The 23253-nt window shown below is 64.9% G+C and carries 20 protein-coding genes; 12 read left to right on the top strand and 8 right to left on the bottom strand.

All coding sequences use genetic code 11. From position 1 onward, the window contains the following. Positions 1–32 precede the first annotated feature (32 nt). From ABIB78_RS06285 to ABIB78_RS06275, 3 genes are all read right to left on the bottom strand, one after another. Positions 33–2534, bottom strand: a complete 2502-nt coding sequence (locus tag ABIB78_RS06285) for a penicillin-binding protein 1A (protein WP_429022661.1) — start codon at positions 2532–2534, stop codon at positions 33–35. A gap of 283 nt (positions 2535–2817) precedes the next feature. Then, on the bottom strand, positions 2818–4143 hold the full coding sequence (locus tag ABIB78_RS06280) for an N-acetylmuramoyl-L-alanine amidase (RefSeq protein WP_429022658.1): 1326 nt from the start codon (positions 4141–4143) through the stop codon (positions 2818–2820). A gap of 623 nt (positions 4144–4766) precedes the next feature. Beyond that, on the bottom strand, positions 4767–5519 hold the full coding sequence (locus ABIB78_RS06275; protein ID WP_429022657.1) for a hypothetical protein: 753 nt from the start codon (positions 5517–5519) through the stop codon (positions 4767–4769). 27 nt (positions 5520–5546) lie between these two features. Between ABIB78_RS06275 and ABIB78_RS06270 the strand changes: the two genes are divergently transcribed. Beyond that, positions 5547–8075: an Rne/Rng family ribonuclease gene (locus ABIB78_RS06270; RefSeq protein WP_429022654.1), complete on the top strand. Its 2529-nt coding sequence runs from the start codon at positions 5547–5549 to the stop codon at positions 8073–8075. A gap of 106 nt (positions 8076–8181) precedes the next feature. After that, on the top strand, positions 8182–9414 hold the full coding sequence (locus ABIB78_RS06265; protein WP_429022652.1) for an NAD(P)/FAD-dependent oxidoreductase: 1233 nt from the start codon (positions 8182–8184) through the stop codon (positions 9412–9414). Positions 9415–9427: 13 nt separating this feature from the next. Here the strand turns inward: ABIB78_RS06265 and ABIB78_RS06260 are convergent, their stop codons facing one another. After that, on the bottom strand, positions 9428–10762 hold the full coding sequence (locus tag ABIB78_RS06260; RefSeq protein WP_429022650.1) for a dicarboxylate/amino acid:cation symporter: 1335 nt from the start codon (positions 10760–10762) through the stop codon (positions 9428–9430). 185 nt (positions 10763–10947) lie between these two features. Further along, positions 10948–12135, bottom strand: coding sequence for a pyridoxal phosphate-dependent aminotransferase (locus tag ABIB78_RS06255; protein ID WP_429022648.1), 1188 nt, complete (start codon positions 12133–12135; stop codon positions 10948–10950). 225 nt (positions 12136–12360) lie between these two features. Between ABIB78_RS06255 and ABIB78_RS06250 the strand changes: the two genes are divergently transcribed. Next, positions 12361–13767 (top strand): M48 family metalloprotease, encoded by a 1407-nt coding sequence (locus ABIB78_RS06250; protein ID WP_429022646.1) that lies wholly within the window; start codon positions 12361–12363, stop codon positions 13765–13767. A gap of 87 nt (positions 13768–13854) precedes the next feature. Then, complete coding sequence (locus ABIB78_RS06245) at positions 13855–14622, top strand: DsbA family protein (RefSeq protein ID WP_429022644.1); 768 nt, start codon at positions 13855–13857, stop codon at positions 14620–14622. A gap of 18 nt (positions 14623–14640) precedes the next feature. Here ABIB78_RS06245 and ABIB78_RS06240 read toward each other — a convergent pair whose 3' ends face one another. Beyond that, on the bottom strand, positions 14641–14895 hold the full coding sequence (locus ABIB78_RS06240; RefSeq protein WP_429022642.1) for a hypothetical protein: 255 nt from the start codon (positions 14893–14895) through the stop codon (positions 14641–14643). Between the two features lie 50 nt (positions 14896–14945). Here ABIB78_RS06240 and ABIB78_RS06235 point away from each other — a divergent pair, with 50 nt between their 5' ends. From ABIB78_RS06235 to ABIB78_RS06200, 8 genes are all read left to right on the top strand, one after another. Further along, positions 14946–15776 carry a DUF1236 domain-containing protein gene (locus ABIB78_RS06235; protein ID WP_429022639.1) on the top strand — a complete coding sequence of 277 codons (831 nt, stop codon included), beginning with the start codon at positions 14946–14948 and terminating at the stop codon, positions 15774–15776. Positions 15777–16076: 300 nt separating this feature from the next. Then, on the top strand, positions 16077–16550 hold the full coding sequence (gene aroQ, locus ABIB78_RS06230; protein ID WP_429022637.1) for a type II 3-dehydroquinate dehydratase: 474 nt from the start codon (positions 16077–16079) through the stop codon (positions 16548–16550). A gap of 52 nt (positions 16551–16602) precedes the next feature. Continuing rightward, positions 16603–17100 carry an acetyl-CoA carboxylase biotin carboxyl carrier protein gene (gene accB / locus ABIB78_RS06225; RefSeq protein ID WP_429022635.1) on the top strand — a complete coding sequence of 166 codons (498 nt, stop codon included), beginning with the start codon at positions 16603–16605 and terminating at the stop codon, positions 17098–17100. Between the two features lie 24 nt (positions 17101–17124). Continuing rightward, entirely contained in the window at positions 17125–18483 is a 1359-nt protein-coding gene (gene accC / locus ABIB78_RS06220) for an acetyl-CoA carboxylase biotin carboxylase subunit (RefSeq protein WP_429022633.1), read from the top strand. 100 nt (positions 18484–18583) lie between these two features. Beyond that, complete coding sequence (locus ABIB78_RS06215; RefSeq protein ID WP_429022631.1) at positions 18584–20113, top strand: sensor histidine kinase; 1530 nt, start codon at positions 18584–18586, stop codon at positions 20111–20113. Then, entirely contained in the window at positions 20110–20550 is a 441-nt protein-coding gene (locus ABIB78_RS06210; RefSeq protein WP_429022629.1) for a response regulator, read from the top strand. The genes ABIB78_RS06215 and ABIB78_RS06210 overlap by 4 nt, the downstream gene beginning before the upstream one ends. After that, a complete protein-coding gene (locus ABIB78_RS06205) occupies positions 20547–21638 on the top strand; it encodes a sensor histidine kinase (protein WP_429022627.1) in 1092 nt (363 codons plus the stop codon). The genes ABIB78_RS06210 and ABIB78_RS06205 overlap by 4 nt, the downstream gene beginning before the upstream one ends. Before the next feature lie 159 nt (positions 21639–21797). Next, on the top strand, positions 21798–22475 hold the full coding sequence (locus ABIB78_RS06200; protein WP_429022624.1) for a hypothetical protein: 678 nt from the start codon (positions 21798–21800) through the stop codon (positions 22473–22475). Positions 22476–22597: 122 nt separating this feature from the next. Here ABIB78_RS06200 and ABIB78_RS06195 read toward each other — a convergent pair whose 3' ends face one another. Beyond that, entirely contained in the window at positions 22598–22924 is a 327-nt protein-coding gene (locus ABIB78_RS06195) for a BA14K family protein (RefSeq protein ID WP_429022621.1), read from the bottom strand. Positions 22925–22934: 10 nt separating this feature from the next. Beyond that, positions 22935–23246 carry a hypothetical protein gene (locus ABIB78_RS06190; RefSeq protein ID WP_429022618.1) on the bottom strand — a complete coding sequence of 104 codons (312 nt, stop codon included), beginning with the start codon at positions 23244–23246 and terminating at the stop codon, positions 22935–22937. Positions 23247–23253 lie beyond the last annotated feature (7 nt).

Raw genomic sequence — 23253 nt, 5'->3', positions numbered from 1 at the left:
GCGCTATCCCGGCGATTTGGATGGTCAGGCCGCTAATACAGCCCACCGGTTCCCGGACGCATGAAGAAGCCGCCGTCCGGCTGCTGCCCGCTTTGCGACGGCTGCGGGCCAGGAGCGGGTCCGCGGCCGTCGGCATCGGCGACACCAATGACAGAATAGTTGTCCGGCGGCGCGGTGCCCGGCTTGAAGGCCTCGAGGATGGTGTTGCCGCTGTCGCCGGGGCCGGCGCGCATGCCGGTCTTGGCGTCGACGCGGATCAGCTTGATGCCGGCCGGGACCTTGAACGGCGTCGGCGGCTTGTCGGCGAGCGCAAGCTTGAGGAAGTCGCGGGCGATCGGCGCGGCAACGTGACCGCCGGTGGCGGTGCGGCCGAGATTGCGCGGCTTGTCGTAGCCCATATAGACCCCGACCGCGAGATCCGGCGAGAAGCCGATGAACCAGACGTCCTTCTCGTCGTTGGTGGTGCCGGTCTTGCCGGCGATCGGCTTGCCGACCTCCTTCACGACGGTGGCAGTGCCACGCTGGACCACGCCTTCCATCATCTCGGTGATCTGGTAGGCCGTCATCGGATCGAGCACCTGCTCGCGGCGGTCGACGAGCTGCGGCTCCGGCTGGCTCTTCCAGCCCCCGGGGGCGTCGCAGCCGCGACACTCGCGGGTGTCGTGCTTGAAGATGGTATGGCCGTAGCGGTCCTGGATGCGATCGATCAGCGTCGGCTTCACCCGGCGGCCGCCATTGGCGAACATCGAATAGGCCGTGACCATGCGCATGACGGTCGTCTCGCCCGCGCCGAGCGCATACGACAGATAGTTCGGCAATTCGTCATAGACACCAAAGCGCTTGGCGTATTCGCCGACCAGCGGCATGCCGATGTCCTGCGCGAGGCGCACTGTCACGGTGTTGAGCGAGCGCTGCAACGCGTTGCGCAGCGTGGTCGGGCCGTAATATTTGCCGGTCGAATAGTTCTCCGGACGCCACACGCCGGCGCCCTGCCCCTGATCGATCTCGATCGGCGCGTCGATCACCGTGGTCGACGGCGTATAGCCATTGTCCAGCGCCGACGAGTACACGATCGGCTTGAACGACGAGCCGGGCTGCCGGTAGGCCTGCGTCGCGCGGTTGAACTGACTCTGGTCGAACGAGAAGCCACCAACCATCGCAAGCACACGGCCGGTCCACGGATCCATCGCCACCATGGCGCCGGAGACCTCAGGCAATTGCCGCAGGCGATACTGGCCTTCGACCGCGTTGCCGTCCTTGGTCACCAGCGGGTCGGCATAGATCACGTCGCCGGGCTGCAGCACCTGCGAAACCGCCGACGGCGCCTTGCCCTTGGTCTTGGCCCAGCGCACGCCATCGATCGTGATGATGCCGGTCTGGCGCTCCTTGCTGACCGCGCCGCCGAGCTCGCGGCCCGGCTGAAAGCCGATCCGCGCCGATTGATCGCTGGTTTCCAGCACGACCGCCATCCGCCATGGCGAGATGTCGGAGAGCGATTTCACGTCGGCGAGCTTGACGCCCCAGTCACCGGAAATGTCGAGCTTGTGCAGCGCGCCACGCCAGCCTTGCGCCTCGTCGTAATTGACGAGACCTGCGACCATGGTCTTGCGCGCCATCACCTGGATCTTCGGATCCAGCGTGGTGCGGACCGACAGGCCACCCTCGTAGAGCTTCTTTTCGCCGTAGCGCTCGAAGATGTCGCGGCGGACCTCCTCGGCGAAATATTCGCCGGCAAAGATGTGCGCGCCGTTCGAGCGGCTGGTGACGATGAGCGGGTCCTTGCGCGCCTTGTCGGCGTCGGCCTGCTTGATCCAGCCGTTCTCCAGCAGGCGGTCGATCACGTAGTTGCGGCGCTCGATCGCGCGGTCACGGTTGCGCACCGGATGCAGCGCGGCCGGAGCCTTCGGCAGCGAGGCGAGATAGGACGCTTCCGCAATCGTCAGCTCGTTGACCGACTTGTCGAAGTAGACCAGCGACGCGGCCGCGATGCCGTAAGCGCCGAGCCCGAGATAGATTTCGTTGAGGTAGAGCTCGAGGATGCGATCCTTGGAATAGGCGCGCTCGATTCGCATCGCCAGCAAGGCTTCCTTGATCTTGCGGCTGAACGAGACCTCATTGGTGAGCAGGAAGTTCTTCGCGACCTGCTGGGTGATGGTCGAAGCACCCTGCGGGCGGCGGTTGGAGCCGTAGTTCTGCGCGTAGACGATCGCAGCGCGCGCCATGCCCTGATAGTCGATGCCGCCGTGCTCGTAGAAGTTCTTGTCTTCGGCGGCAAGGAACGCGTTGATCACGAGCTTCGGCACCGCCTGGATCGGCAGATAGAGCCGACGCTCCTTGGAGTATTCACCGAGCAGCGCGCCGTCGGCGGCATGCACGCGGGTCATCACCGGCGGCTCGTAGTCCTGGAGCTGCGAGTAGTCGGGCAGATCCTTGGAGAAATGCCAGATGGCGCCAGCGACGGCGGCGACACCGACCAGGAACACAACCGTTCCGGCGGCGAACAAGAAACCCATAAACCGCACGAGCAGGCGCATTATCGACGTTCCGTTCCTACCCTCCGGCGCCCAATCGCTAGCGCCTGTCCAAAAATGCGACGGCCTCACACAACTGCGGCAGCCTCACACAACGAAGCCTCACACAACGAAGGCTCGCATAGCGAGGTCTTGGCCCAGCGAGCCGCCTTGCGCACGCAAAAATACAAGAGCGGTCGGACAATGTGGTCGATTCTGCGAACCTGCGGTCCATTATCTATACAGTCGCCGCTGTGGCCAAACTAGGGCTTCCGCGCCACGGCGCCGGCTTTTCAGGCAGCCAATTTCACTTTGCCGGTCCGGCAGTTGCCAGCCGCTTGGCGAAGAACGTGTCGATCGCCTGGACCATCGATCCGACGGCCTTGTTCCGCCAGTTCTCGGAGACCAGATGCTCGAGGTCGCCCTTGTTGGAGACGTAGCCGATCTCGACCAGCACGGACGGCACGTCGGGCGCCTTCAGCACCCGGAAGCCGGCCGATTTGAGCGGGTGCTTGTGCATCCGCACCGTGGTTTTCATCTCGTCCATCAGGAGACGGGCGAAGCGGTTGGAGAAGGTCTTGGTTTCGCGCTGCGCGAGGTCGATCAGGATGTCGGCGACCTCGGTCGGCTCGTCTGTCAGGTTCACGCCGGCAATGGCGTCAGCCTTGTTTTCCGCCTCAGCCAGCCGCTCGGCCTCGGCGTCGGAAGCCTTGTCCGACACCGTGTAGATCGTGGCGCCCTGGGCGTCGCCCTCGCGGCGCGGCAGAGCGTCGGCATGGATCGAGACGAACAGTGCCGCCGACTGGGTACGGGCGATCTTCACGCGGTCATTGAGCGGGATGAAGGTGTCGTCGGACCGGGTCATGACCACCCGATACTTGCCCGACTTCTCGATGCGGTCGCGCAAAGCAAGGCCAAAGCCCAGCACCAGATTCTTCTCGGTCTCGGTGCCGGATTGCGTCCCGTTGTCGATGCCGCCGTGGCCGGGATCGATCACGATCAGCGGGCGCGGGTCGGTGACCGCCACCGGCGGCAGCGCCGCCGTGGTAACGGCCGGGATGGTCGCCGTGCTGGATTCGGAAATCGCCGGCTTCAATTCGGGCCGGCTCTCCGGCGCCAGCGACTGAACGAAGCTGGTGCGATCGACCTCCTCGAAGTCCAGCACCAGCCGCGGCGGCTGGCCGTTGGCGGCGTCGAGCACATAGGAATTGGCGATCTTCACCGGACCGGTCAGGTCGAACACGATTCTGGAGCCGCCGGGCATGACGAGCCCATAGCGGAACGCCTTCACCAGCCCCCGCCCCGCCGAGCCGGTGCCGGCGGCGAGCTGGAAATTGACCTGCGGGATATCGACCACGACACGGTAGGGGTCGGCCAGCGGGAAGGCGCGAAACTCGATCCTGCGGTCGAGGTCAAGGATGAATCGGGTCTGCTTGTCGTCGCCAGCGAGTCTGGCGCCGGACGCGACCGGGAAATTCGGGGCACTGGCGACCGGGGCGCTGGCGGCCGTGGCAGATTGATGGTTCTGCGGTCCCTCGGCGGCGCTCGCGGCTCCGGCGACGGCAAACACCGATGTTGCGGCGCACAACAGCCCGCATCCCAGAAAAACAAGGTGTTTTGCGCGGTTCTCCACCCGATTCGGAGCCTCCCAGCTGCTTCTTACCGCATTAGAACCACACGGTTAATCGCACCCTAATGACGCCCGGGCGAAAAGAACCGAGTGTTGCGGCGGCGTGACGCTTCCCTTGCACGCGGCGGTCAATCCACGTATGTACGGGGTGCTGACGGCTAGTACTCCCGGTTGTGTCGCGTTCAGCCTCCCGGTGCAGCGGTGGAACCTTCCAAGTCGGAGATCCCGCCGTGTTTTTCCGGTCCCTCCCCAGCCAGCGCCGCGCGCGGCTGACATGGAGTGGCGGATTCGAGCCCGAGCGGCGTCCGGTCCCAGACACACTCCCTCGCCAGAGGGACGGTTTGAGACTTTGAGACACGGCATAACCGATTATCTGGTCCCTTGGGGACTCGATATGCGATGGCCGGCAGGCGCTTCGGCGCCGGGCCGGGCTTTCAGCAAAAGATACGGCGGTATTTCTCGCCGCCAACATGTTTAGACGGGCCGACGCTTAATGCGCCAGACTGCATTGCCGACCAGGATCCCCCGAATGATCGCGCTGACGCGAGGTGAAAACTTCGCCCGTCGCATCATCCCGGTGAGTTCCCGTCCGGCGCTGTGCCGCGAGACGCGTTTTGGCCTTCCCCTCACCCCCGAATCAGGTGGACCGTCGCGTCACCGGGCGGCGCAGTTTGCGCGCGCCATGATCCGCGCCCGCCGCCGTCAAGAGCTCCAAAATGCCCAACAAGATGTTGATCGATGCCACCCACCCGGAAGAGACCCGGGTCGTTGTGGTCCGTGGCAATCGCGTCGAAGAGTTTGACTTCGAGACCGCCCAGCGCAAGCAGCTGCGCGGCAATATTTACCTCGCCAAGGTTACGCGCGTAGAGCCGTCGCTGCAGGCTGCCTTCATCGAGTATGGCGGCAACCGTCACGGCTTTCTGGCCTTCAGCGAAATCCATCCCGACTACTACCAGATCCCGGTCGCCGACCGTCAGGCGCTGATCGAAGCCGACGAGCGCGCCCATCGCGAGGCCGAGGAAGAGCATGAGAACCGCGGCCATCGCCGCCGGTCGCGCCATCGCAATGCCCGCCGCCGCGGCCACGGCGATCGCGTCCAGAGCGAGGTGATCGAGGGCGCTGGTGACATGCAGGCGCTGCCGGCGGTCGAGGCTCACGAACACCCTGCCGATGCCGAGCATCACGAACATGATGCCGGGCATCACGACCATGGCGTGGTCGCGCACGAAGGTCACGAGCATGAAGTGCATGACCATGCGCATCACGACGACCACGAGCACCACCACGATCACGAGCATCATCATGATCGCGGTCATGACGATCATGGCCACGATGATCATGACCATGATCACGATCATGACCACCACGACCATGATCATGCGCACGATCACGACCACGCCCCCACGGTGAGCGAGGCTGCGGCCGCCGACACGCAATCCGACCCGGTCGCTGCGGCGATCGAAGCCTCCGTTGCTTCAGCCGCGCCGGAGACCGTCGAGACCGCCGAGGTCAATCAAGAGCCTGAGCGGGCCCACGAGGAACAGGTCGAGGAAAACGCCGCGCACGCCGACGACGCGCCGCATCTGGCTGCCGACGATGTTCACGCCGCGGCCGACGAGCATGCGGTCGCCGAATACGGCGCGCTGGCGGATGCCGTCGCGCCCGAGGCCGGGCATAGCGACGACGCCGGCGAAGATGACGAAGAGGACGACGCCGAGGATGGCGAGGAAGAGGACGTCGTCGAGTCCGTCGGCGGCGACGATGTGCTCGAGGAGGTTCCCGAGCGCCCGTTCCGCCCGCGCCGCCAGTACAAGATCCAGGAGGTGATCAAGCGCCGGCAGGTAATGCTGGTGCAGGTCGTCAAGGAGGAGCGTGGCAACAAGGGCGCCGCGCTGACCACCTATCTGTCGCTCGCCGGCCGCTACGCCGTGCTGATGCCCAATACCGCGCGTGGCGGCGGCATCAGTCGCAAGATCACCTCTGCCCAGGACCGCTCGCGGCTGAAGGAAGTGGTGCAGGATCTCGATGTGCCCGAGGGCATGGGGATCATCCTGCGCACCGCCGGCGCGTCCCGCAGCAAGCCGGAGATCAAGCGCGATTTCGAGTACCTGATCCGGATGTGGGAGACGGTGCGCGATCTGACGCTGAAGTCGCAGGCGCCGACGCTGGTCTACGAGGAAGGCTCGCTGATCAAGCGCTCGCTGCGCGACCTCTACAACAAGGAGATCGACGAGATCCAGGTGGCGGGCGAACCCGGCTACCGCGAAGCGCGCGACTTCATGAAAATGCTGATGCCGGCCAATGTGCGCGCGGTGAAGCAATATCGCGACGGCCAGCCGCTGTTCTCGCGTATGGGCGTCGAAAGCCAGCTCGACGCGATGTTCTCGCCGACCGTGCAATTGCGCTCCGGCGGCTACATCGTCATCAACCAGACCGAGGCGCTGGTCTCGATCGACGTCAACTCGGGACGGGCGACGCGCGAGCATCATATCGAGGACACCGCGCTCAAGACCAATCTGGAGGCGGCTGAAGAAGTCGCGCGCCAGTTGCGCCTGCGTGACTTAGCCGGCCTGATCGTCATCGACTTCATCGACATGGACGAGAAGCGCAACAACCGCGCGGTCGAGCGCAAGCTGTCCGACTGCCTGCGCCAGGACCGCGCGCGGATCCAGGTCGGCCGCATCTCGCATTTCGGCCTCCTGGAAATGTCGCGCCAGCGCATTCGCGCCAGCGTGCTGGAGAGTTCGACCGAGCCCTGCCCGCAATGCGGCGGAAGCGGTCACGTCCGCTCGGTCTCGTCGGTGGCGCTGCAGCTCTTGCGCGGCATCGAGGAAATCCTGATGAAGGGCGCGACCCACAACCTGGTGGTCCGCACCCGCACCGACGTCGCGCTCTACGTGCTCAACCACAAGCGCGGCCATCTGCGCGACCTCGAGGACTCCTTCCGCGTCTCGCTGTCGATCGTCGCGGACGCCACGGTGCACGGCCAGCAATCGTACGTCATCGATCGCGGCGAGCAGGTGCATACGCTCGAAGCCGCCAAGGCGCTGCTTGCCGCGCAGGCCGCCGCAGCGCCGGCGCCGCAGGCCGAAGAGGCCGATGACGAGGAAGAGCAGTTCGAATACGAGGCCGAGATCGAGACCGACGAGACCGAGGGCCTCGTCGACGACCGGGCAGCCGGCGAAGAATCAAGCGCCGCCGAGGGCGAAGGCGACGGCCAGCGCCGCAAGCGCCGCCGCCGGCGCCGCGGCCGCGGTGGTAGTGAAGCGCGCGAAGGCACTCAGCAGCCGCGCGAGGACGGCGACCTGATGCATGTCCTCCCCGAAGGCGCCGAGGCGGTTGCGGTTGCCGCCGCCGACGCCGAAGGCGACGAGGATGAAGGCGAAGAAGCGCAGGGCGCAGCCCGTGACGATCAGGCCAACGGCGATCGCCGCCCGCGGCGCCGCGGCCGTCGAGGCGGCCGCCGCCGGCGCGGCAGCGGCGGACCGGATGACGGTCTCGCCGGATCGATCTCCGATGAGTTGAGCCCGGCGCCGGCACCCGAAGCCACCGAAGCGGTTGCCGATTTCGATAGCCACGACGCGGAGCCGGCTCCCTCGCTCGCGCAGCCCGAACTGGTTGCCCCGCCGCCGGAGTGGCAGCCGATCGAGGCCACGCCTGTCGAGGCTGTTGCAGCGCCTGCACCGGAGGCTGCTATCGCAGCCACCGAGGACACGGCTGCCGAAAGCGACCGCGCGCAGCGGCGGCGCTCGACGGTACGCGAAAAGGTCAGCTTCGCGTCGAGCCCGCAGCCCGATGCATCAGCGCCCGCGCTGGTTCAGAGCCCGGCGGAGGAAGCTGCCCCTGAACCCGGAGCGGCCGCCCCTGAGCCTGCGACGGCCGAGGCTCCAGCCCGCAAAGGCTGGTGGTCGCGCCGCTTCGGCGGCGGCAACTAGCGCCCCCTGCAAGTCAAAACGCCCGGTTCACGCCGGGCGTTTTTATTGGATAGGCAATCCGTTCGTCAGACGCCGGCGTAACGGAGCCTGACGGAGACGGATCCCGATGCAAAGCGCGATCGTTCTTGGCGGCGGCATGGTGGGCGTCAGCACGGCGCTGCATTTGCAGCGCCGCGGCTGGTCGGTCACGCTCGTCGACCGCAAGGAACCCGGCCGAGAGACCAGCTACGGCAATGCCGGCATCATTCAGAGCGAGGCGGTGCGGCCCTATCCGATGCCGCGCGATCCCGCCACGCTCGCCAGGATCGCGATGGGACGCACCAATGACGTACGCTATCGCCTGGCATCATTGCCGCAACACGCCGGTCCCCTGCTGCGCTACTGGTGGAACTCGACGCCCGAGCGGCACCGCGAAGCCACCCTCGCCTGGGCGCGCCTGATCGCCTACGCCACCGCGGAGCACGACACGCTGATCCGCGATGCGCATGCCGACAATCTGATCCGCCGCGCCGGCTATCGCCTGCTGCATCGAGATCCGGCGGCGCTGGAGCAAGCGGTCGCAATCGCCGAAGAGAACCAGCGAGACTTCGGCGTGAAGTTTCGCGTGCTTGATGGCAGCGAGCTCGCCAGGGCGGAGCCATTGCTGCGCGACGACCTGCCCGGCGCCATTCACTGGCTTGGGCCGTGGACCGTGTCGGACCCCGGCGGTCTCGTCTCCGCCTATGCCGGATTGTTCGAGCGCCTCGGCGGGACCCTGCTGCGCGGCGATGCGCAGACGTTGACCGAGACCGCGTCCGGCTGGTCTGTCGACACGGCCAGCGGCCGGATCGATGCCGCCCACGTCGTGGTCACCCTCGGGCCGTGGTCACCGCAACTGCTGCGCAAGTTCGGTTACCGGATCCCGCTGGTGCGCAAGCGCGGCTACCACATGCACTATCAGGGCGGCCGATCGCTCGACCTGCCACTGGTCGATACAGCGAATGGGTATGCGATGGCACCGATGGCCAGGGGCATCCGCATCACCACCGGCGCGGAACTGACCAGTCCCGACGCACCGGCGACACCGATCCAGCTCGGTTACGCCGAAGCGGCCGCGCGCGAGCTGATCGAGATCGGCAGCCGCGTCGAGCCGGAGCCCTGGTTCGGCACCCGCCCCTGCACCACCGACATGCTGCCGGTGCTCGGGCCTGCGCCGCGCCATCGCGGGCTGTGGGTGAATTTCGGCCACGGCCACCAGGGCTTTACGCTCGGCCCTGCGACGGCACGGGTGCTGGCCGAAACGATGAACGGCGAGGCATCCTCCGTGGACACCTCGCCGTATCGGCTGGACCGGTTCTGACCTCGAAAGAGAATCAGTCCGTCGTCACCGCGGTCTCCATGTCGGTCGGGTCGATCTGCCGGGTGAGATTGGCGTTGAGCTTGTCGCGGTCGAGCTCGCCTTCCCACCAGGCGACGATCACGCAGGCCACGCCGTTGCCGCACAGATTGGTCAGCGCGCGGCACTCGCTCATGAACTTGTCGATGCCGAGCACGATTGCCATGCCCGGCACCAGCCGCGGGTCGACCACCGCAAGCGTCGCCGCCAATGTGATGAAGCCGGCGCCGGTGATGCCGGATGCACCCTTCGAGGTCAGCATCGCCACAATCAGGATCGTGAGCTGCTGGCTGAACGAGAGGTCGTAGCCCAGCGCCTGCGCGATGAACAACGTCGCCAGCGTCATGTAGATGTTGGTGCCGTCAAGGTTGAACGAATAGCCCGTGGGCACCACGAGGCCGACCACGGACTTCGAGCAGCCGAGACGTTCGAGTTTCTCCATCAATGACGGCAGCGCGCTCTCGGAGGACGAGGTGCCGAGCACGATCAGGAGCTCGTCCTTGATGTAGGCCAGGAACTTGAAGATCGAGAACCCTGCGATCCGCGCGATGATGCCGAGCACCACGAGGACGAACAGCGCGGCGGTCAGATAGAACGTCGCGATCAGCCCCATCAGATTGAGGATCGCGCCGGTGCCGAACTTGCCGATGGTGAAGGCCATCGCGCCGAACGCACCGATCGGCGCCGCCCGCATCACGATCGAGATGACGCCGAACACCGCATGCGCGGCGTCGTCGATGAACGAGCGGATGGTGTGGCCACGCTCGCCGAGGCCCATGATCGCGAAGCCGAACAGCACCGAGAACAGCAGCACCTGCAGGATCTCGCCCTGCGCGAATGCGCCCACCACGGTGTCCGGAATGATATGCAGCACGAAGTCGACGCTCTTCTGCGCCTCGGCCTGCTTGGCATAGCCGGCAACCGCCTGCGCGTTCGCCGCCGCATTGCCGAAGCCCGCACCCGGTTTCACCAGATTGCCGATCAGCAATCCGATCACCAGCGCGAAGGTCGAGACGACCTCGAAATAGACCAGCGCCTTGACGCCGATGCGGCCGACCTTCTTGGCATCTTGTATATGCGCGATGCCCGACACCACCGTGCAGAAGATGATCGGCGCGATCACCATCTTGATCAGCTTGATGAAGCCGTCGCCGAGCGCCTTGATCCACTCATTGGTGGCAAGCCCGGGCCACAACCAGCCGACCAATGCGCCGAGCACGATCGCGATCAGGACCTGGACATAGAGAATCTTGTACCACGGCTTGCTACCGGCGGACGCCGGTGAAGCCGTGGCAACGGTTGCCGTTGCCATGTGTCACTCCCCCTCAGAAATGGCGGAAACAGCCAAGATCAACTTGGCCATTCAAGTCAAATGGAACTGTGTGGGCCCTGCCGTTTATCCGCGGCGATCTGTCGCGTGCCGCTCCGCCGAAACCAGGGCACCGCGCTGCGAAATCGATCTGACCGACAAGACGGAAGGCTCTTGAAGATTGCGGGTTATTTAAGCCAATGCGCGATCCGCGCAACTGCTTCCTGCATCTCTGCGGCCGAGCGGGCATAGGAAAATCGGATGAAGGCGCGGCCGTGGATCGGATCGAAATCGACGCCCGGGGTCGCCGCGACATGCGCCTTCTCGAGCATTTCGCTGGCGAAGGCGAAACTGTCGGACGTGAAGTCGGAGACGTCGGCATAGAGATAGAACGCGCCGTCGGCGGGCAGGAATTTGGTCAGCCCGGCCTTCGGCAGCCCTTCGATCAGGATGCGGCGGTTCTCCTGATAGCCGCGCTTGATCGCTTCCATCTCCTCGCGGCCTTCGAAGGCCGCTTCGGCCGCGATCTGCGACAAGGTCGGCACCGAGATCGACAGATTCTGCTGCAGCCGCTCGATCGGCCGCACCAGCACGTCGGGCACCACCATCCAGCCGACGCGCCAGCCGGTCATGCAGAAGTACTTCGAGAACGAGTTGATCACGAGCGCGTTCGGCGACAGCTCGGCCGCCGTCACCGCAGGGAACGCGTAGTCGAGCCCGTGATAGATCTCGTCGGAGATGAAGCGGATGCCGGCGCTTTCGGCGGCCGCCATCAGGTTCGACAGCGCCTCGCACGACATCATGGTGCCGGTCGGGTTGGCGGGGCTGCCGACCAGCACGCCCTTCAGCGGCGCCTTGCGATGGGCGGCCAGCAACGCCTCGCCGGTCAGCGCATGGCGGGTGTCGCCGGAGGTCTCGATCAGCACGGGCTCACAGCCGAGCGCGGTCAGGATGTGCCGGTACGGCGGATAGCCCGGCACGGTGACCGCGACCCGGTCGCCCGGCTCGAACATCGCAAGAAACGCCAGGATGAATCCGCCCGACGAGCCTGTCGTGACGATAATCCTGTCGGGCTCGACCGCGCAGCGATACGTATCGCGATAATGCCGGGCGATGCGCGCGCGCAGCGAGGGAATGCCGAGCGCGGAGGTGTAATCGATCCGCCCGTCGACGAGTGCGGCCTGCGCGGCCGCGATCGCCGGCTTCGGCGCCGCCGCGGCAGGCTGCCCCACCTCCATGTGGATGACATGGCCGCCCGCGGCTTCGATTCGCGCGGCGGCAGCCATCACATCCATCACCATGAACGGCGGAACATCGCTCCGGCCGGACGCTGTCAAAAGGCTGCTCACACGGTCTCTCGCTGTCGCTTCACGCATGGATTTCTGCTATTGCACGGCCGCTGCCGGGTTCGGGTTTCCGCACCGGCGACCGCCCCAGACTGGCCGCATTCGGTGGCTCCTTATAACGCTTTCAGGCCAAGTGAATACCCGGTTCGCGTGAAGAAGAACTGCAAAAACAACAGACTGCGCCACGCGCCTGATCCGTCCGGGCCCGGAACCCGGTTACGCGCGGGCGCGGCCAGCCCTCGCCGATAGATCGCCATGCTGTTCCGCCTCACGCTTCGCACCGGGACCTCCAAGCTGACCGCACTGCTGACGGCGGTTGCGCTCGCGGTTGGTCCTGTGATCCCGGCGCGCGCCCAGCAAAAGGGCCCGCCGGTGCTGCGCGACACCGAGTCCGAGCAGCTGCTGCGTGAATATACGCGGCCGATCCTGCGCGCCGCCGGCCTGGAGAAGCAGAACATCCAGATCGTGATCATCAACGAAAGCTCGTTCAACGCCTTCGTCGCCGACGGCCGCCGCATCTTCGTGAACTACGGCGCGCTGCTGCAATCGGAGACGCCGAACCAGATCATCGGCGTGCTGGCGCATGAGACGGGCCATCTGGCCGGCGGCCATCTGGCCAAGATGCGCGAGCAGCTGGCGCAGGCGCAGACCCAGATGATCATCGCGATGCTGCTTGGCGTCGGCGCGCTTGCCGCGAGTGCGGGCGGCCGCAGCGGCGGCAACGGCCTCTCCAGCGCGGGCGCCGCAGCAATCTCGGCGCCGCAGTCGGTCATTCAGCGCACGCTGTTGTCCTATCAGCGCCAGCAGGAGGAAAACGCCGACCGCGCCGGCGTCAAGTTCCTGAACGCGACCGGACAATCCGCCAAGGGCATGTACGAGACGTTCAAGCGCTTCACCGACGAGAGCCTGTTCGCCTCGCGCGGCGCCGACCCCTATCTGCAATCGCACCCAATGCCGGTCGACCGCGTGTCCGCGCTGGAGGAGCTGGCGCGCTCGAGCCCCTATTGGGGCAAGAAGGACGATCCGGCACTGCAGCTGCGTCACGACATGATGCGCGCCAAGATTTCCGGCTTCATGGAGCGGCAGGACACGGTCTACCGCCGCTATCCGCTGAGCAACACCAGCCTGCCGGCGCGCTACGCACGCGCGATCACGACCTATCTGCACGGCGATCTGCGTTCGGCGATCGCGCAGATCGACGGCTTGATCCAGGTGCAGCCCAACAATCCCTATTTCTACGAATTGCGCGGTCAGGCGCTGCTCGAAGGCGGCCGGCCGGCGGAGGCCATCGCGCCGCTGCGCCGCGCGGTGCAGATCTCCGGCAATTCGCCGCTGATCGAGATGCTGCTCGGCCAGGCGCTGGTCGCCTCCGACAACAAGGCCTACACCGATGAGGCGATCAACATGCTGCGTGCCGCCGTGGCGCGCGAGCCCGAGGCGCCGCTCGGCTATACCCAGCTCGCGATGGCCTATGGCCGCAAGGGCGACTATGCCCAGGCCGATCTTGCCTCGGCGCAGGCCGCCTATCTCCGTGGCGACACCAAGACCGCCCGCGACCTTGCGTCGCGCGCCAAGACGCGGTTCGCGATCGGCACGCCCGGGTGGGTCAAAGCTGACGACATTGTGAGCGCCAAGCCCATGCCGGGTCAGAAAAACAACTAGAAATAAACCGCAGTTCCATACAACGATCACCGGAACCGGCTCACGGCCCCGCCGTATTTTGGGCCACCCCGAACAAGGATTTTGTCCATGCCAGCGCTTCGTTTTCTTGCCCCTGCCCTGCTCGCGCTCGGCATTTGTGCTGCGCCGCTCTCGGCGTCCGCGCAAAGCTTCACCGACACCCAGCGCGGCGACATCGAGACCATCGTGCGCAACTACCTGATCGCGCACCCGGAGGTGCTCGAAGAGGCGATGAACGAGCTGAGCAAGCGGCAAGCCGCCGCCGAAGCCGAGAAGCATGAGCAGAGCGTCGCCAAGAACGCCGACACCATCTTCAATTCGCCGCGCGGCGTCATGCTCGGCAACAAGGACGGCGACGTCACCTTCGTCGAGTTCTTCGATTACAATTGCGGCTACTGCAAGCGCGCGATGTCCGACATGATGGACCTGATGAAGTCGGATCCGAAGCTGAAGGTCGTGCTTAAGGAATTTCCGGTGCTGAGCCAGGGCTCGGTCGAGGCCGCGCAAGTCGCGGTCGCCGTGCGCATGCAGGATCCGACCGGCAAGAAGTATCTCGAGTTTCACCAGAAGCTCCTCGGCGGCCGCGGCGCCGCCGACAAGGCGCGCGCGCTGGCGGTCGCCAAGGAAGTCGGTCTCGACATGACGAAGCTCGAGAAGGACATGGCAAGCCCCGAAGCGAAGGCGACCATCGAGGAGAACTTCCGCCTCGCCGAATCCATGGGCATGAACGGCACGCCGAGCTATGTGATCGGCAAGCAGGTCGTGATCGGCGCGGTCGGCGTCGACAATCTCAAGGAGAAAATCGGCATTGCCCGTTGCGGCAAGGCGACCTGCTGATCGCTGTTTCGACCGCCCTCATTCTTTCAGCAAAATCCGGCTGCCATGCAGCCGGATTTTTTTATTGGTCACCGAACCTGTGCGGGCCGCAACCACGACAGGTTCCCGATGCAGCACGGTGGACGCCGAAATAAAGCGCAATCGATCTCGAAATCGAAGAACATTTCGGCGCTTCAATTCCTGGGCCTGCGGCTGAAGCGCCCGCGGGTTCATCGCGCATTCACCCAGGATGCAACGCGCAGGGAACCGCAAATCAGCAGGAACATCGCACATGTTCTCCCGTTGTCGGCGCGGGCAATGCTGAAAGATGAGGAGGAAATATGATGTCTAATCGCTTTCTGATTTCGGTCGCCGCAGCGGCTCTGATCGCCGGCACCGGTTTCGCGAATGCACAGGGCGCTGGCGGCGGCAGCAAGGAGTACGGGACTGGCGGTGGCGCGACCACGCAGCACAACGCACCGTCCGGCGGCGCGTCGTCCGGCACGATGCAGCGCGACACGGGTGGCATGAAGGGTTCCGAGCATTCGACGACGGGTGAGTCTCCGAGCACGAAGGGTGCCGAGTCCGACAAGTCCGGCGCGGCCACCAAGGGTGCACAGGACCACACCCAGAAGTCGAAGGGCATGAGCTCGGAGAACGAGGCCGCCAAGGGCTCCAAGGAGAGCTCAAAGGACATGAAGGCTGAAGAGCGCGGCAAGAGCGGCACCGTCGGCGAGACCCGCGAAAAGAGCGGCGGCACTGCTGCCGAAAGCCGCGACAAGAGCGGCGCAATGGAGAAGCAGAAGGGCATGGAGACCCAGAAGGGCGCAACCGAGCAGAAGGGTATGGAGACGCAGAAGGGCGCGACCGACACGAGCCGACAGCAGACCACGACCGGCAACGCGGCAACGTCGGCAACCGCGGCTCCGCCCCCCGAGAAGCGGACGCAGATCACGACTGCGATCAAGTCGGAGCATGTGACCGAAACCACCAACGTAAATTTCAACGTGGCGGTGGGCACCCGCGTCCCGGCTGACGTTCACTTCTACCCGGTGCCGGAGCGGGTCGTGACGATCTATCCGCAGTGGCGCGGTTACGAGTTCATCCTGGTCCACGGCCGCTACATCATCGTGCAACCAGAGACCCACGAAATCGTCTACATCATCGAGGGCTAAGCCAGCCTCGGCGCGAGGGGGCCATGACGGTCCCTCGCCCATTCTCAACCCCGCCCCTCTGGGGGCGGGGTTTTGCATTCGGCCACAGCCCGCAGTCGCCAGTGGATGGCGGGCGGCAGCGCCGCCTCGAAGCCGCCTTCCGCAAGATTTGGTTAATCAGCAATTTCCGTAGGTTACGGCAACCACCTAACAGCCAGGGAGAAGCTGTTGAAGACGTTCCGATTTCACCTAAAGACTTCCCCTGCGGCCGGTTGTTACCTATAACCCGGCCCACCTCCACCCCTCGCCGGAACCCCTGGAATGGCAGCTGCCGGAACGATCTATGTGCTGAACGGCCCGAACCTCAACCTGCTGGGGACGCGCGAGCCGGAGACGTACGGCCATGCCACCCTCGCCGACGTCGAGAAGCTGTGCGCGGACACTGCCCGCCAGTTCGCCCTGACCGCCGACTGCCGGCAGTCCAACCGCGAGGGTGAGTTGATCGACTTCATTCATGAGGCCCACGCCAAAAAGGCGGTCGGCATCGTCATCAACGCCGGCGGCTACTCCCATACCTCGATCGCGCTGCATGACGCGCTGGTTGCGGTCAAGATCCCCGCCGTCGAGGTCCATGTCAGCAACATCCACGCCCGCGAGAGCTTCCGGCACCATTCGTTCACTGCTAAAGCCGCCTTCGCGTCGCTTTGCGGCTTCGGCATCGACGGCTACCGGCTTGCGATCATCGGCCTCGCCACCAGGATCGGTGCCAAGATCGATGGCAAGGCAAAGACTTAATCGTCAATCCTGACGTTCCCCGTCACCAGACAGAGATTTCGGATCATAGAGCATGGCGCGCCAGCCAGACGACAAATCAGCCGCAAAATCCAAGAGCGAATCCAAGAGCGACGACAGCGCCCTCATTCGCGAACTCGCGTTGCTGCTCGCCGAGACCAATCTGACCGAGATCGAGATCGAGCGTGCCGGCCTGCGCGTCCGGGTCGCACGCAACATCAGCATCGCGGCCTCAGTGCCCGCCGCCCTGCATGCGGTTGCCGCGCCGGCCGCAGTGGCGGTACCGGCTGCCGCTGCGGCGACCGACCTCGCAAAGCACCCTGGCGTCGTGCCCTCACCGATGGTCGGCACCGCCTATTGGGCGCCCGAGCCCGGCGCCAAGCCATTCATTGAGGTCGGCACCAAGGTCTCGGCCGGCCAGACGCTTCTGATCATCGAGGCGATGAAGACGATGAACCAGATCCCGTCGCCCCGCGCAGGCACCGTGACACAAATCCTCGTCGAGGACGGCCAGCCCGTCGAATTCGGCGAGCCGCTCGTGATCATTGAATAGCTTCCGGCAACACCAGGCGCTGCGATGTTCGACAAGATCCTCATAGCCAATCGCGGCGAGATCGCGCTTCGCGTGCTGCGCGCCTGCAAAGAGCTCGGCATCTCCACCGTCGCGGTGCACTCCACCGCCGACGCCGACGCCATGCATGTGCGGCTTGCCGACGAGAGCGTCTGCATCGGCCCGCCGCCGTCGAAGGATTCCTATCTCAACGTGCCGGCGCTGCTCGCGGCCTGCGAGATCACCGGCGCCGACGCCGTGCATCCCGGCTACGGCTTCCTGTCCGAGAATGCGCGCTTCGCCGAGATCCTCGCCGACCACAATCTTGGCTTCATCGGACCGAAGGCCGAGCACATCCGCCTGATGGGCGACAAGATCGAAGCCAAGAAGACCGCCAGACGTCTCGGCATTCCCGTGGTGCCGGGCTCGGACGGCGCAGTGACGGTGGACGACGACGCCATGGCGATCGCCAAGGAGATCGGCTTCCCGGTGCTGGTGAAGGCGGCGGCTGGCGGCGGCGGCCGCGGCATGAAGGTCGCCCACACCGAAGCTGATCTGGCGCTGGCGCTCTCGACCGCGGCCAACGAGGCCAAGTCGGCATTCGGCGATGCCTCGGTCTACCTCGAAAAATACCTGCAGAAGCCGCGCCACATCGAGATCCAGATTCTCGGCGACGGCCGCGGCGGCGCCATCCATCTCGGCGAACGCGACTGCTCGCTGCAGCGCCGTCACCAGAAGGTCTGGGAGGAAGGCCCCTCGCCCGTGCTTGCGGCGGCTGCGCGCGCCAGGATCGGCGAGACCTGCGCCAAGGCGATGCGGGATATGAAGTATCTCGGCGTCGGCACCATCGAATTCCTCTACGAGGATGGCGAGTTCTATTTCATCGAAATGAACACCCGTATCCAGGTCGAGCATCCCGTCACCGAAAGCATCACCGACATCGATCTGGTGCTGGAGCAGATCCGGATCGCCGCCGGCGGCGACCTTCCGGCCAAGCAGAACGACATCGCAATCATCGGCCACGCCATCGAGTGCCGCATCAATGCGGAGAACCCGCAGACCTTCCGTCCCTCGCCCGGACGGATCACGCAATTCCATCCACCGGGCGGCCTCGGAGTGCGGATCGATTCCGCCGTCTACCAGGGCTACGTGATCCCGCCCTATTACGACTCGCTGGTCGGCAAGCTGATCGTGCACGGCAAGACCCGTGGCGAATGCCTGATGCGGTTGCGCCGGGCGCTGGACGAGATGGTGGTCGACGGAATCGAGACGACGCTGCCGCTGTTCCGAGCACTGGTGCGCGAACCTGACATCATCGAAGGCGACTACCACATCCATTGGCTGGAGCAGTATCTCGCGGGCCAGCCAACCGACGCCCCAAAATAGTTCGGAACCCGTTGGAACCCATAGCCCTGTTCAAGCGTACTAAAGGGTTATTGGCTTTTCACGGGGACGCATTGAATCCCACTCCCGCAAAGAGACCGTCGTGACACAAGTTTCACGACGCCGATCCACGTTGCAGATCCTGCTGCTGTCGGCGGGATTTTTCGTGCTGGTCGCGGTCAGCGTGGCGTCGGTCCTGCTGGTCAACAAGGCGCGCGAGGACAACGCCCTGGTCGTCCATACGGTCGAGGTCGAGAGCCGGGTTGCCAACCTGCTGCTTGACGTCCGTCGCACCGAAAGCGCGACCAGGGCGTATCTGCTGACATCAGCACCACAATACCTGTCCGAGTATCAGTCTGCGGCAGCGGGAATCCCCACCGCGCTCAACCATCTCCAGATGATGACCGCCGATAATCCGGCGCAGGTCGCCAATGCCGCAAGGCTCAAAGCCGCCGTCGAGCAACGGCTGGCCGAGTTCGCTCTCAGCATCGAGCGTGTCAAGAACAACGACGCCTCCACCAGCGTCGACATCCTGCGCAAGAGCACATCGACCGACGCGCTGGAGGCGATTGCCCGGATCGGCCGCGACATGCGCGCCGAGGAGGATCGCCTGCTGGCGCTGCGCACCGCGACCGCGGACAGGACCCAGGTGCTGGCCTCCTCCGTCACCATCGCCGGCTCCTGCATGGTGCTGGCGCTCGCCGCCCTCTCGGTCGTGCTGCTGCGGCACTCGTCGCGGGCTCGCGACGAGGCCGAGGCCAGGCTGCGCGACAGCAACGCCAATCTCGAAACCATCGTCGACGAACGCACCGCCGACCTGCGCGAGGCCAACGAGGAAATCCAGCGCTTCGCCTATATCGTGAGCCACGACCTGCGCTCGCCGCTGGTCAACATCATGGGCTTCACCAGCGAGCTCGAGGAATTGCGCGGCGACATCTTCAAGCGCATCGCCACGCTCAATCGCACCGCGTCACTGGCACCGGCGATGCCGGAAGACGCCACCGATGTGTCCGAGCCCGAGCTCGAGGGCTCCGACAAGCAGCTATCCGACGATTTCAGCGAATCGCTCGGCTTCATCAAATCGTCGATCGCGAAGATGGACCGACTGATCAGTGCGATCCTCAATCTCACCCGTGAGGGCCGCCGCGAGTTCAAGCCTGAGCGCATCGATCTCCGTGAGCTGATCGACGGCATCGTCAAGACGGTCGCCCACCAGGCGGCCGAAGCCAATGCGACCGTCGCGGTCGGCGCGTTGCCCAATATCGTCAGCGACCGCCTCGCGCTGGAGCAGATCTTCTCCAATCTGATCGACAACGCACTCAAGTACCTCAGGGACGGCGTCCCCGGCGAGATCTCGATCGAGGGCCGCACCAGGCTCGGCTTTGCGATCTTCGAGGTCACGGACAACGGCCGCGGCATCGATCCGAAAGACCACCAGCGCATCTTCGATTTGTTCCGCCGTGCTGGAACCCAGGACAAGCCCGGTCAGGGCATCGGGCTTGCCCATGTCCGCGCACTTGTGCGCAGACTGGGCGGCACCATGTCGGTAGCATCGGAACTTCACAACGGCAGCACGTTCACGATCACGCTGCCGGTCAATTGGTCAGGCAAGAACCGGAATAAAGCATCATGAGCGATCCAGTCACCATCATCATGATCGAGGACGACGAGGGCCATGCCCGCCTGATTGAGCGGAATATCCGGCGCTCAGGTGTCAACAACGAGATCATCCCGTTCACCAACGGTACAGAGGCCGTAAACTACCTGTTCGGCAAGGATGGCAGCGCGATCGAGCGCAAGGGCCAGGCCCTGCTCATCCTGCTTGATCTCAATCTGCCCGACATGACCGGCATCGATATTCTGAAGCGGGTCAAGGAAAACAAGCATCTCAAGTCGACGCCGGTGGTCGTATTGACCACGACCGACGACTCCCAGGAGATCAAGCGTTGCTACGAACTCGGTTGCAACGTCTACATCACCAAGCCGGTGAACTACGAAAGCTTTGCCAACGCCATTCGCCAGCTTGGCCTGTTCTTTTCCGTGATTCAGGTGCCGCCGGCTTCGACATGACCAACGCAACGCCGACACTGCTCTATATCGACGACGACGCGGCGCTGGCGCGCCTGGTCGAACGCGGACTGACGCGCGCGGGCTACAAGGTCGTGCACGCCGCAAGCGGCCAGGAAGGCCTCGACCGGCTCGCGCAGGGCGGCATCGACGTCGTCGCGCTCGACCAGTACATGCCCGGGCTCGACGGGCTGGAGACGCTGGAGCAGATCCTCAAGATCGCGGACGCCCCGCCGGTGGTGTTCGTCACCGCCTCGCAGGATTCGGCGATTGCCGTCACCGCGCTGAAGGCCGGCGCAGCGGACTATCTGGTCAAGGATATCAGGGGCGAATTCATTCCCCTGCTCCAGGTCGCGGTGAACGGCGCAATCCGGCGGGCCGCGATCCAGAAGGCGCGCGACGAGGCCGAGGCCGAGGTGCACGCCTCGCGCGACCGCTACGCAGCGCTTGCCGCGGAGCGCGAGGTTCTATTGCGCGAGGTCAACCATCGCGTCGGCAATTCGCTGCAGATCATTGCCTCGCTGCTGCATCTGCAGGCCAATTCCGCGAGCCAGCAGGATGTCAAGGCGGCGCTGACCAACGCGATGGGCCGCGTCGCCGCCGTCGCGCAGGTGCACCGCCGGCTCTACACCTCGCACGACTTCAAGACGGTGATGCTGAACCAGTATCTCGAGGCGCTGCTCGAGGATCTCAGGCGATCGGCCGAAGGCAACAAGATGTCACGGCTGACACTGAAGGCCGACCCGATCGAGATCGATCCCGATCGTGCGGTTGCGATCGGCATCATCGTCAACGAGCTGGTGATGAACGCCGTGAAATACGCCTATCCCGACGGCGCCGGCCCGATCGATGTCGAGCTCAAGCCGCAGGGCGACGACCTGCAGCTCGCGATCAGCGATGAAGGCGTCGGTCTTGACGACAAGGCCGATCCACGCGGCACCGGCATGGGCCAGCGCATCGTGGCGGCGATGGCCGCCAAGCTCGACGCCAGCGTCGAGCGCGACCCGAGCCACAAGGGCACCCGCTTCGTGGTGCGGTTTGCCCGCAGTAGCCCGGCGCCGGCGAAAGCGACAACCGCCGCCGCCAGTTAATGCCGCAAATTTCGGCAAATTCGATTGATTTGTCTGGTTCGCTTTAACGGCTACGTCATTCTGTTAATGGATCGCGGCCGGCCAACCCTGACCAGTTAAGAAATATCTGGGCGTCCTTTGCGATGCTGGTGCCGTTTAGCTTGGCAGGAGCGGCACGCCATGTTCGGGCGCAGGCCAGTTTTCGGAAAGAAGCAGCAGACATCAGGCGAGTTCGAGGACACCGAGCGTCCGGCACCGGACGCCGATGGCACGCCGCCGGTTTTTCACAAGCAGCTGTGGAACCATCCGCAGATCGGATCGCTGCTGCGTGACGCCGGTTTCGCGCCTGATGACGAAGGCCGCGTCGTGGCGGCGGGAGACGATCACCTCGCGGTGTTCGCTGCGGCCAACAGGCGGCTGCAGCAACGCACCGAGACCTTCAACCGCGACATGACGGCGCGCCACGGCCATTGCCAAGCGATGCCGTTCCTGGTCATCGATCAAAAGATCTGGGATGGGCCGCATGGCGCATTTCTCTACGCACAGATGAATCTGGTCGGCTACGACGAGTGGAACGTGATCATGCTGGCCGGAGATCCGCAGACCACGGAGTCATGCGGCCTTGCAGCTCATCCCGGCTTCCTTCCGGCAGTGACGCAAACCATGACCGAGCATGTGATCGAGTGGAGGGCCCGGCACAACGCCCTGGTCGAGAGATTCGGAATCACGGCCGTTGGCGGTCAAGACATCTCCCGTGAGCAATATGAGATGGAGCAAGACACGCTGCGCAGGGAAATCATCGACGAGACCGGCCGGATGAAGCTGCGCGTCATCGACGATCTTCTGCGCAAGGGTTAGAGCGTTTTCAGGCGAAGTGGGGCGCCGGTACGCGTGAAGAAAAACGCGTCAAGCAAGCAGCCAGAGCCTCGGTTCTGATTCAATCAGAACCGAGCTCGCGAGATGCCACGCTGTTCCGAACGTCAATCGTGCCTGTCGTGGTGCCGCCGTGTGCGGTACGGACGGCAATCCTGACAAGGCGTGCCGAAGATCACCTGCGACGGATACGGCCGCGCCTGATGCCACGGCGTCGAGCCGAACAGGCCCGCCGCCCCGAATCCTGCACTGAAGGGATCGGCGGCAAAGTTGCCCGGAAAATAGCCGTTGCTGCGAAAATCGCGGTCGTCATTCCGGCCGTCGAAATACGCGCCGCCGGTGCTGCCGTAGCGCAGCGGCCGCTCCTGGGCCGACGCAGCCGCCGCGCTGAGCACGATGGCAGCGCAAGCGATCAGTCCTCTGATGGCAATCATGGCCAAACCCTCATTGCGGAATGGTCCCCCAGTCGCCCTTCCAGGCGATCAGGCGTCCCTTGCCGAATTGCAGATAGAGCCCGTCGCTGCGCCGCGACAGCACGCTGCCCCTGACATTGGGCAGTGCGACGAACAATTCATTGCCCGGTGTGCCGCGAACGTAGTTCAGGGGAACGCCGAGCGACTGGCTGGCCTGATCGACGCTCATGCCGAAGGCGAGCGGAACGCTGTTGGGCGCACGCTGCTGCGCGTGGGCCGTGCCGACCGGCGCGCCCAGCACGATGGCGAGCGCAACGACGACGAGTGTGACGAACCGCTGCATGACCGAC

The organism is Bradyrhizobium sp. I1.14.4 (assembly GCF_050435825.1).
Lineage (GTDB): Bacteria > Pseudomonadota > Alphaproteobacteria > Rhizobiales > Xanthobacteraceae > Bradyrhizobium.
Note: the sequence above shows the minus strand (reverse complement) of the source record. Positions and strands in the feature narration are given on the sequence as shown.

Excerpts from the sequence above, each read along its gene's own strand:
- ABIB78_RS06240 (WP_429022642.1), bottom strand. The coding sequence starts at position 14,895 with ATGTGCGATGTTCCTGCTGATTTGCGGTTCCCTGCGCGTTGCATCCTG.
- ABIB78_RS06235 (WP_429022639.1), top strand. The coding sequence starts at position 14,946 with ATGTCTAATCGCTTTCTGATTTCGGTCGCCGCAGCGGCTCTGATCGCC.
- ABIB78_RS06250 (WP_429022646.1), top strand. The coding sequence starts at position 12,361 with ATGCTGTTCCGCCTCACGCTTCGCACCGGGACCTCCAAGCTGACCGCA.
- ABIB78_RS06260 (WP_429022650.1), bottom strand. The coding sequence starts at position 10,762 with ATGGCAACGGCAACCGTTGCCACGGCTTCACCGGCGTCCGCCGGTAGC.
- accB (WP_429022635.1), top strand. The coding sequence starts at position 16,603 with ATGGCGCGCCAGCCAGACGACAAATCAGCCGCAAAATCCAAGAGCGAA.
- ABIB78_RS06200 (WP_429022624.1), top strand. The coding sequence starts at position 21,798 with ATGTTCGGGCGCAGGCCAGTTTTCGGAAAGAAGCAGCAGACATCAGGC.
- aroQ (WP_429022637.1), top strand. The coding sequence starts at position 16,077 with ATGGCAGCTGCCGGAACGATCTATGTGCTGAACGGCCCGAACCTCAAC.
- ABIB78_RS06245 (WP_429022644.1), top strand. The coding sequence starts at position 13,855 with ATGCCAGCGCTTCGTTTTCTTGCCCCTGCCCTGCTCGCGCTCGGCATT.
- ABIB78_RS06190 (WP_429022618.1), bottom strand. The coding sequence starts at position 23,246 with ATGCAGCGGTTCGTCACACTCGTCGTCGTTGCGCTCGCCATCGTGCTG.
- ABIB78_RS06275 (WP_429022657.1), bottom strand. The coding sequence starts at position 5,519 with ATGATCATGGTCGTGGTGGTCATGATCGTGATCATGGTCATGATCATC.
- ABIB78_RS06285 (WP_429022661.1), bottom strand. The coding sequence starts at position 2,534 with ATGCGCCTGCTCGTGCGGTTTATGGGTTTCTTGTTCGCCGCCGGAACG.
- accC (WP_429022633.1), top strand. The coding sequence starts at position 17,125 with ATGTTCGACAAGATCCTCATAGCCAATCGCGGCGAGATCGCGCTTCGC.
- ABIB78_RS06205 (WP_429022627.1), top strand. The coding sequence starts at position 20,547 with ATGACCAACGCAACGCCGACACTGCTCTATATCGACGACGACGCGGCG.
- ABIB78_RS06195 (WP_429022621.1), bottom strand. The coding sequence starts at position 22,924 with ATGATTGCCATCAGAGGACTGATCGCTTGCGCTGCCATCGTGCTCAGC.
- ABIB78_RS06265 (WP_429022652.1), top strand. The coding sequence starts at position 8,182 with ATGCAAAGCGCGATCGTTCTTGGCGGCGGCATGGTGGGCGTCAGCACG.
- ABIB78_RS06255 (WP_429022648.1), bottom strand. The coding sequence starts at position 12,135 with ATGCGTGAAGCGACAGCGAGAGACCGTGTGAGCAGCCTTTTGACAGCG.
- ABIB78_RS06210 (WP_429022629.1), top strand. The coding sequence starts at position 20,110 with ATGAGCGATCCAGTCACCATCATCATGATCGAGGACGACGAGGGCCAT.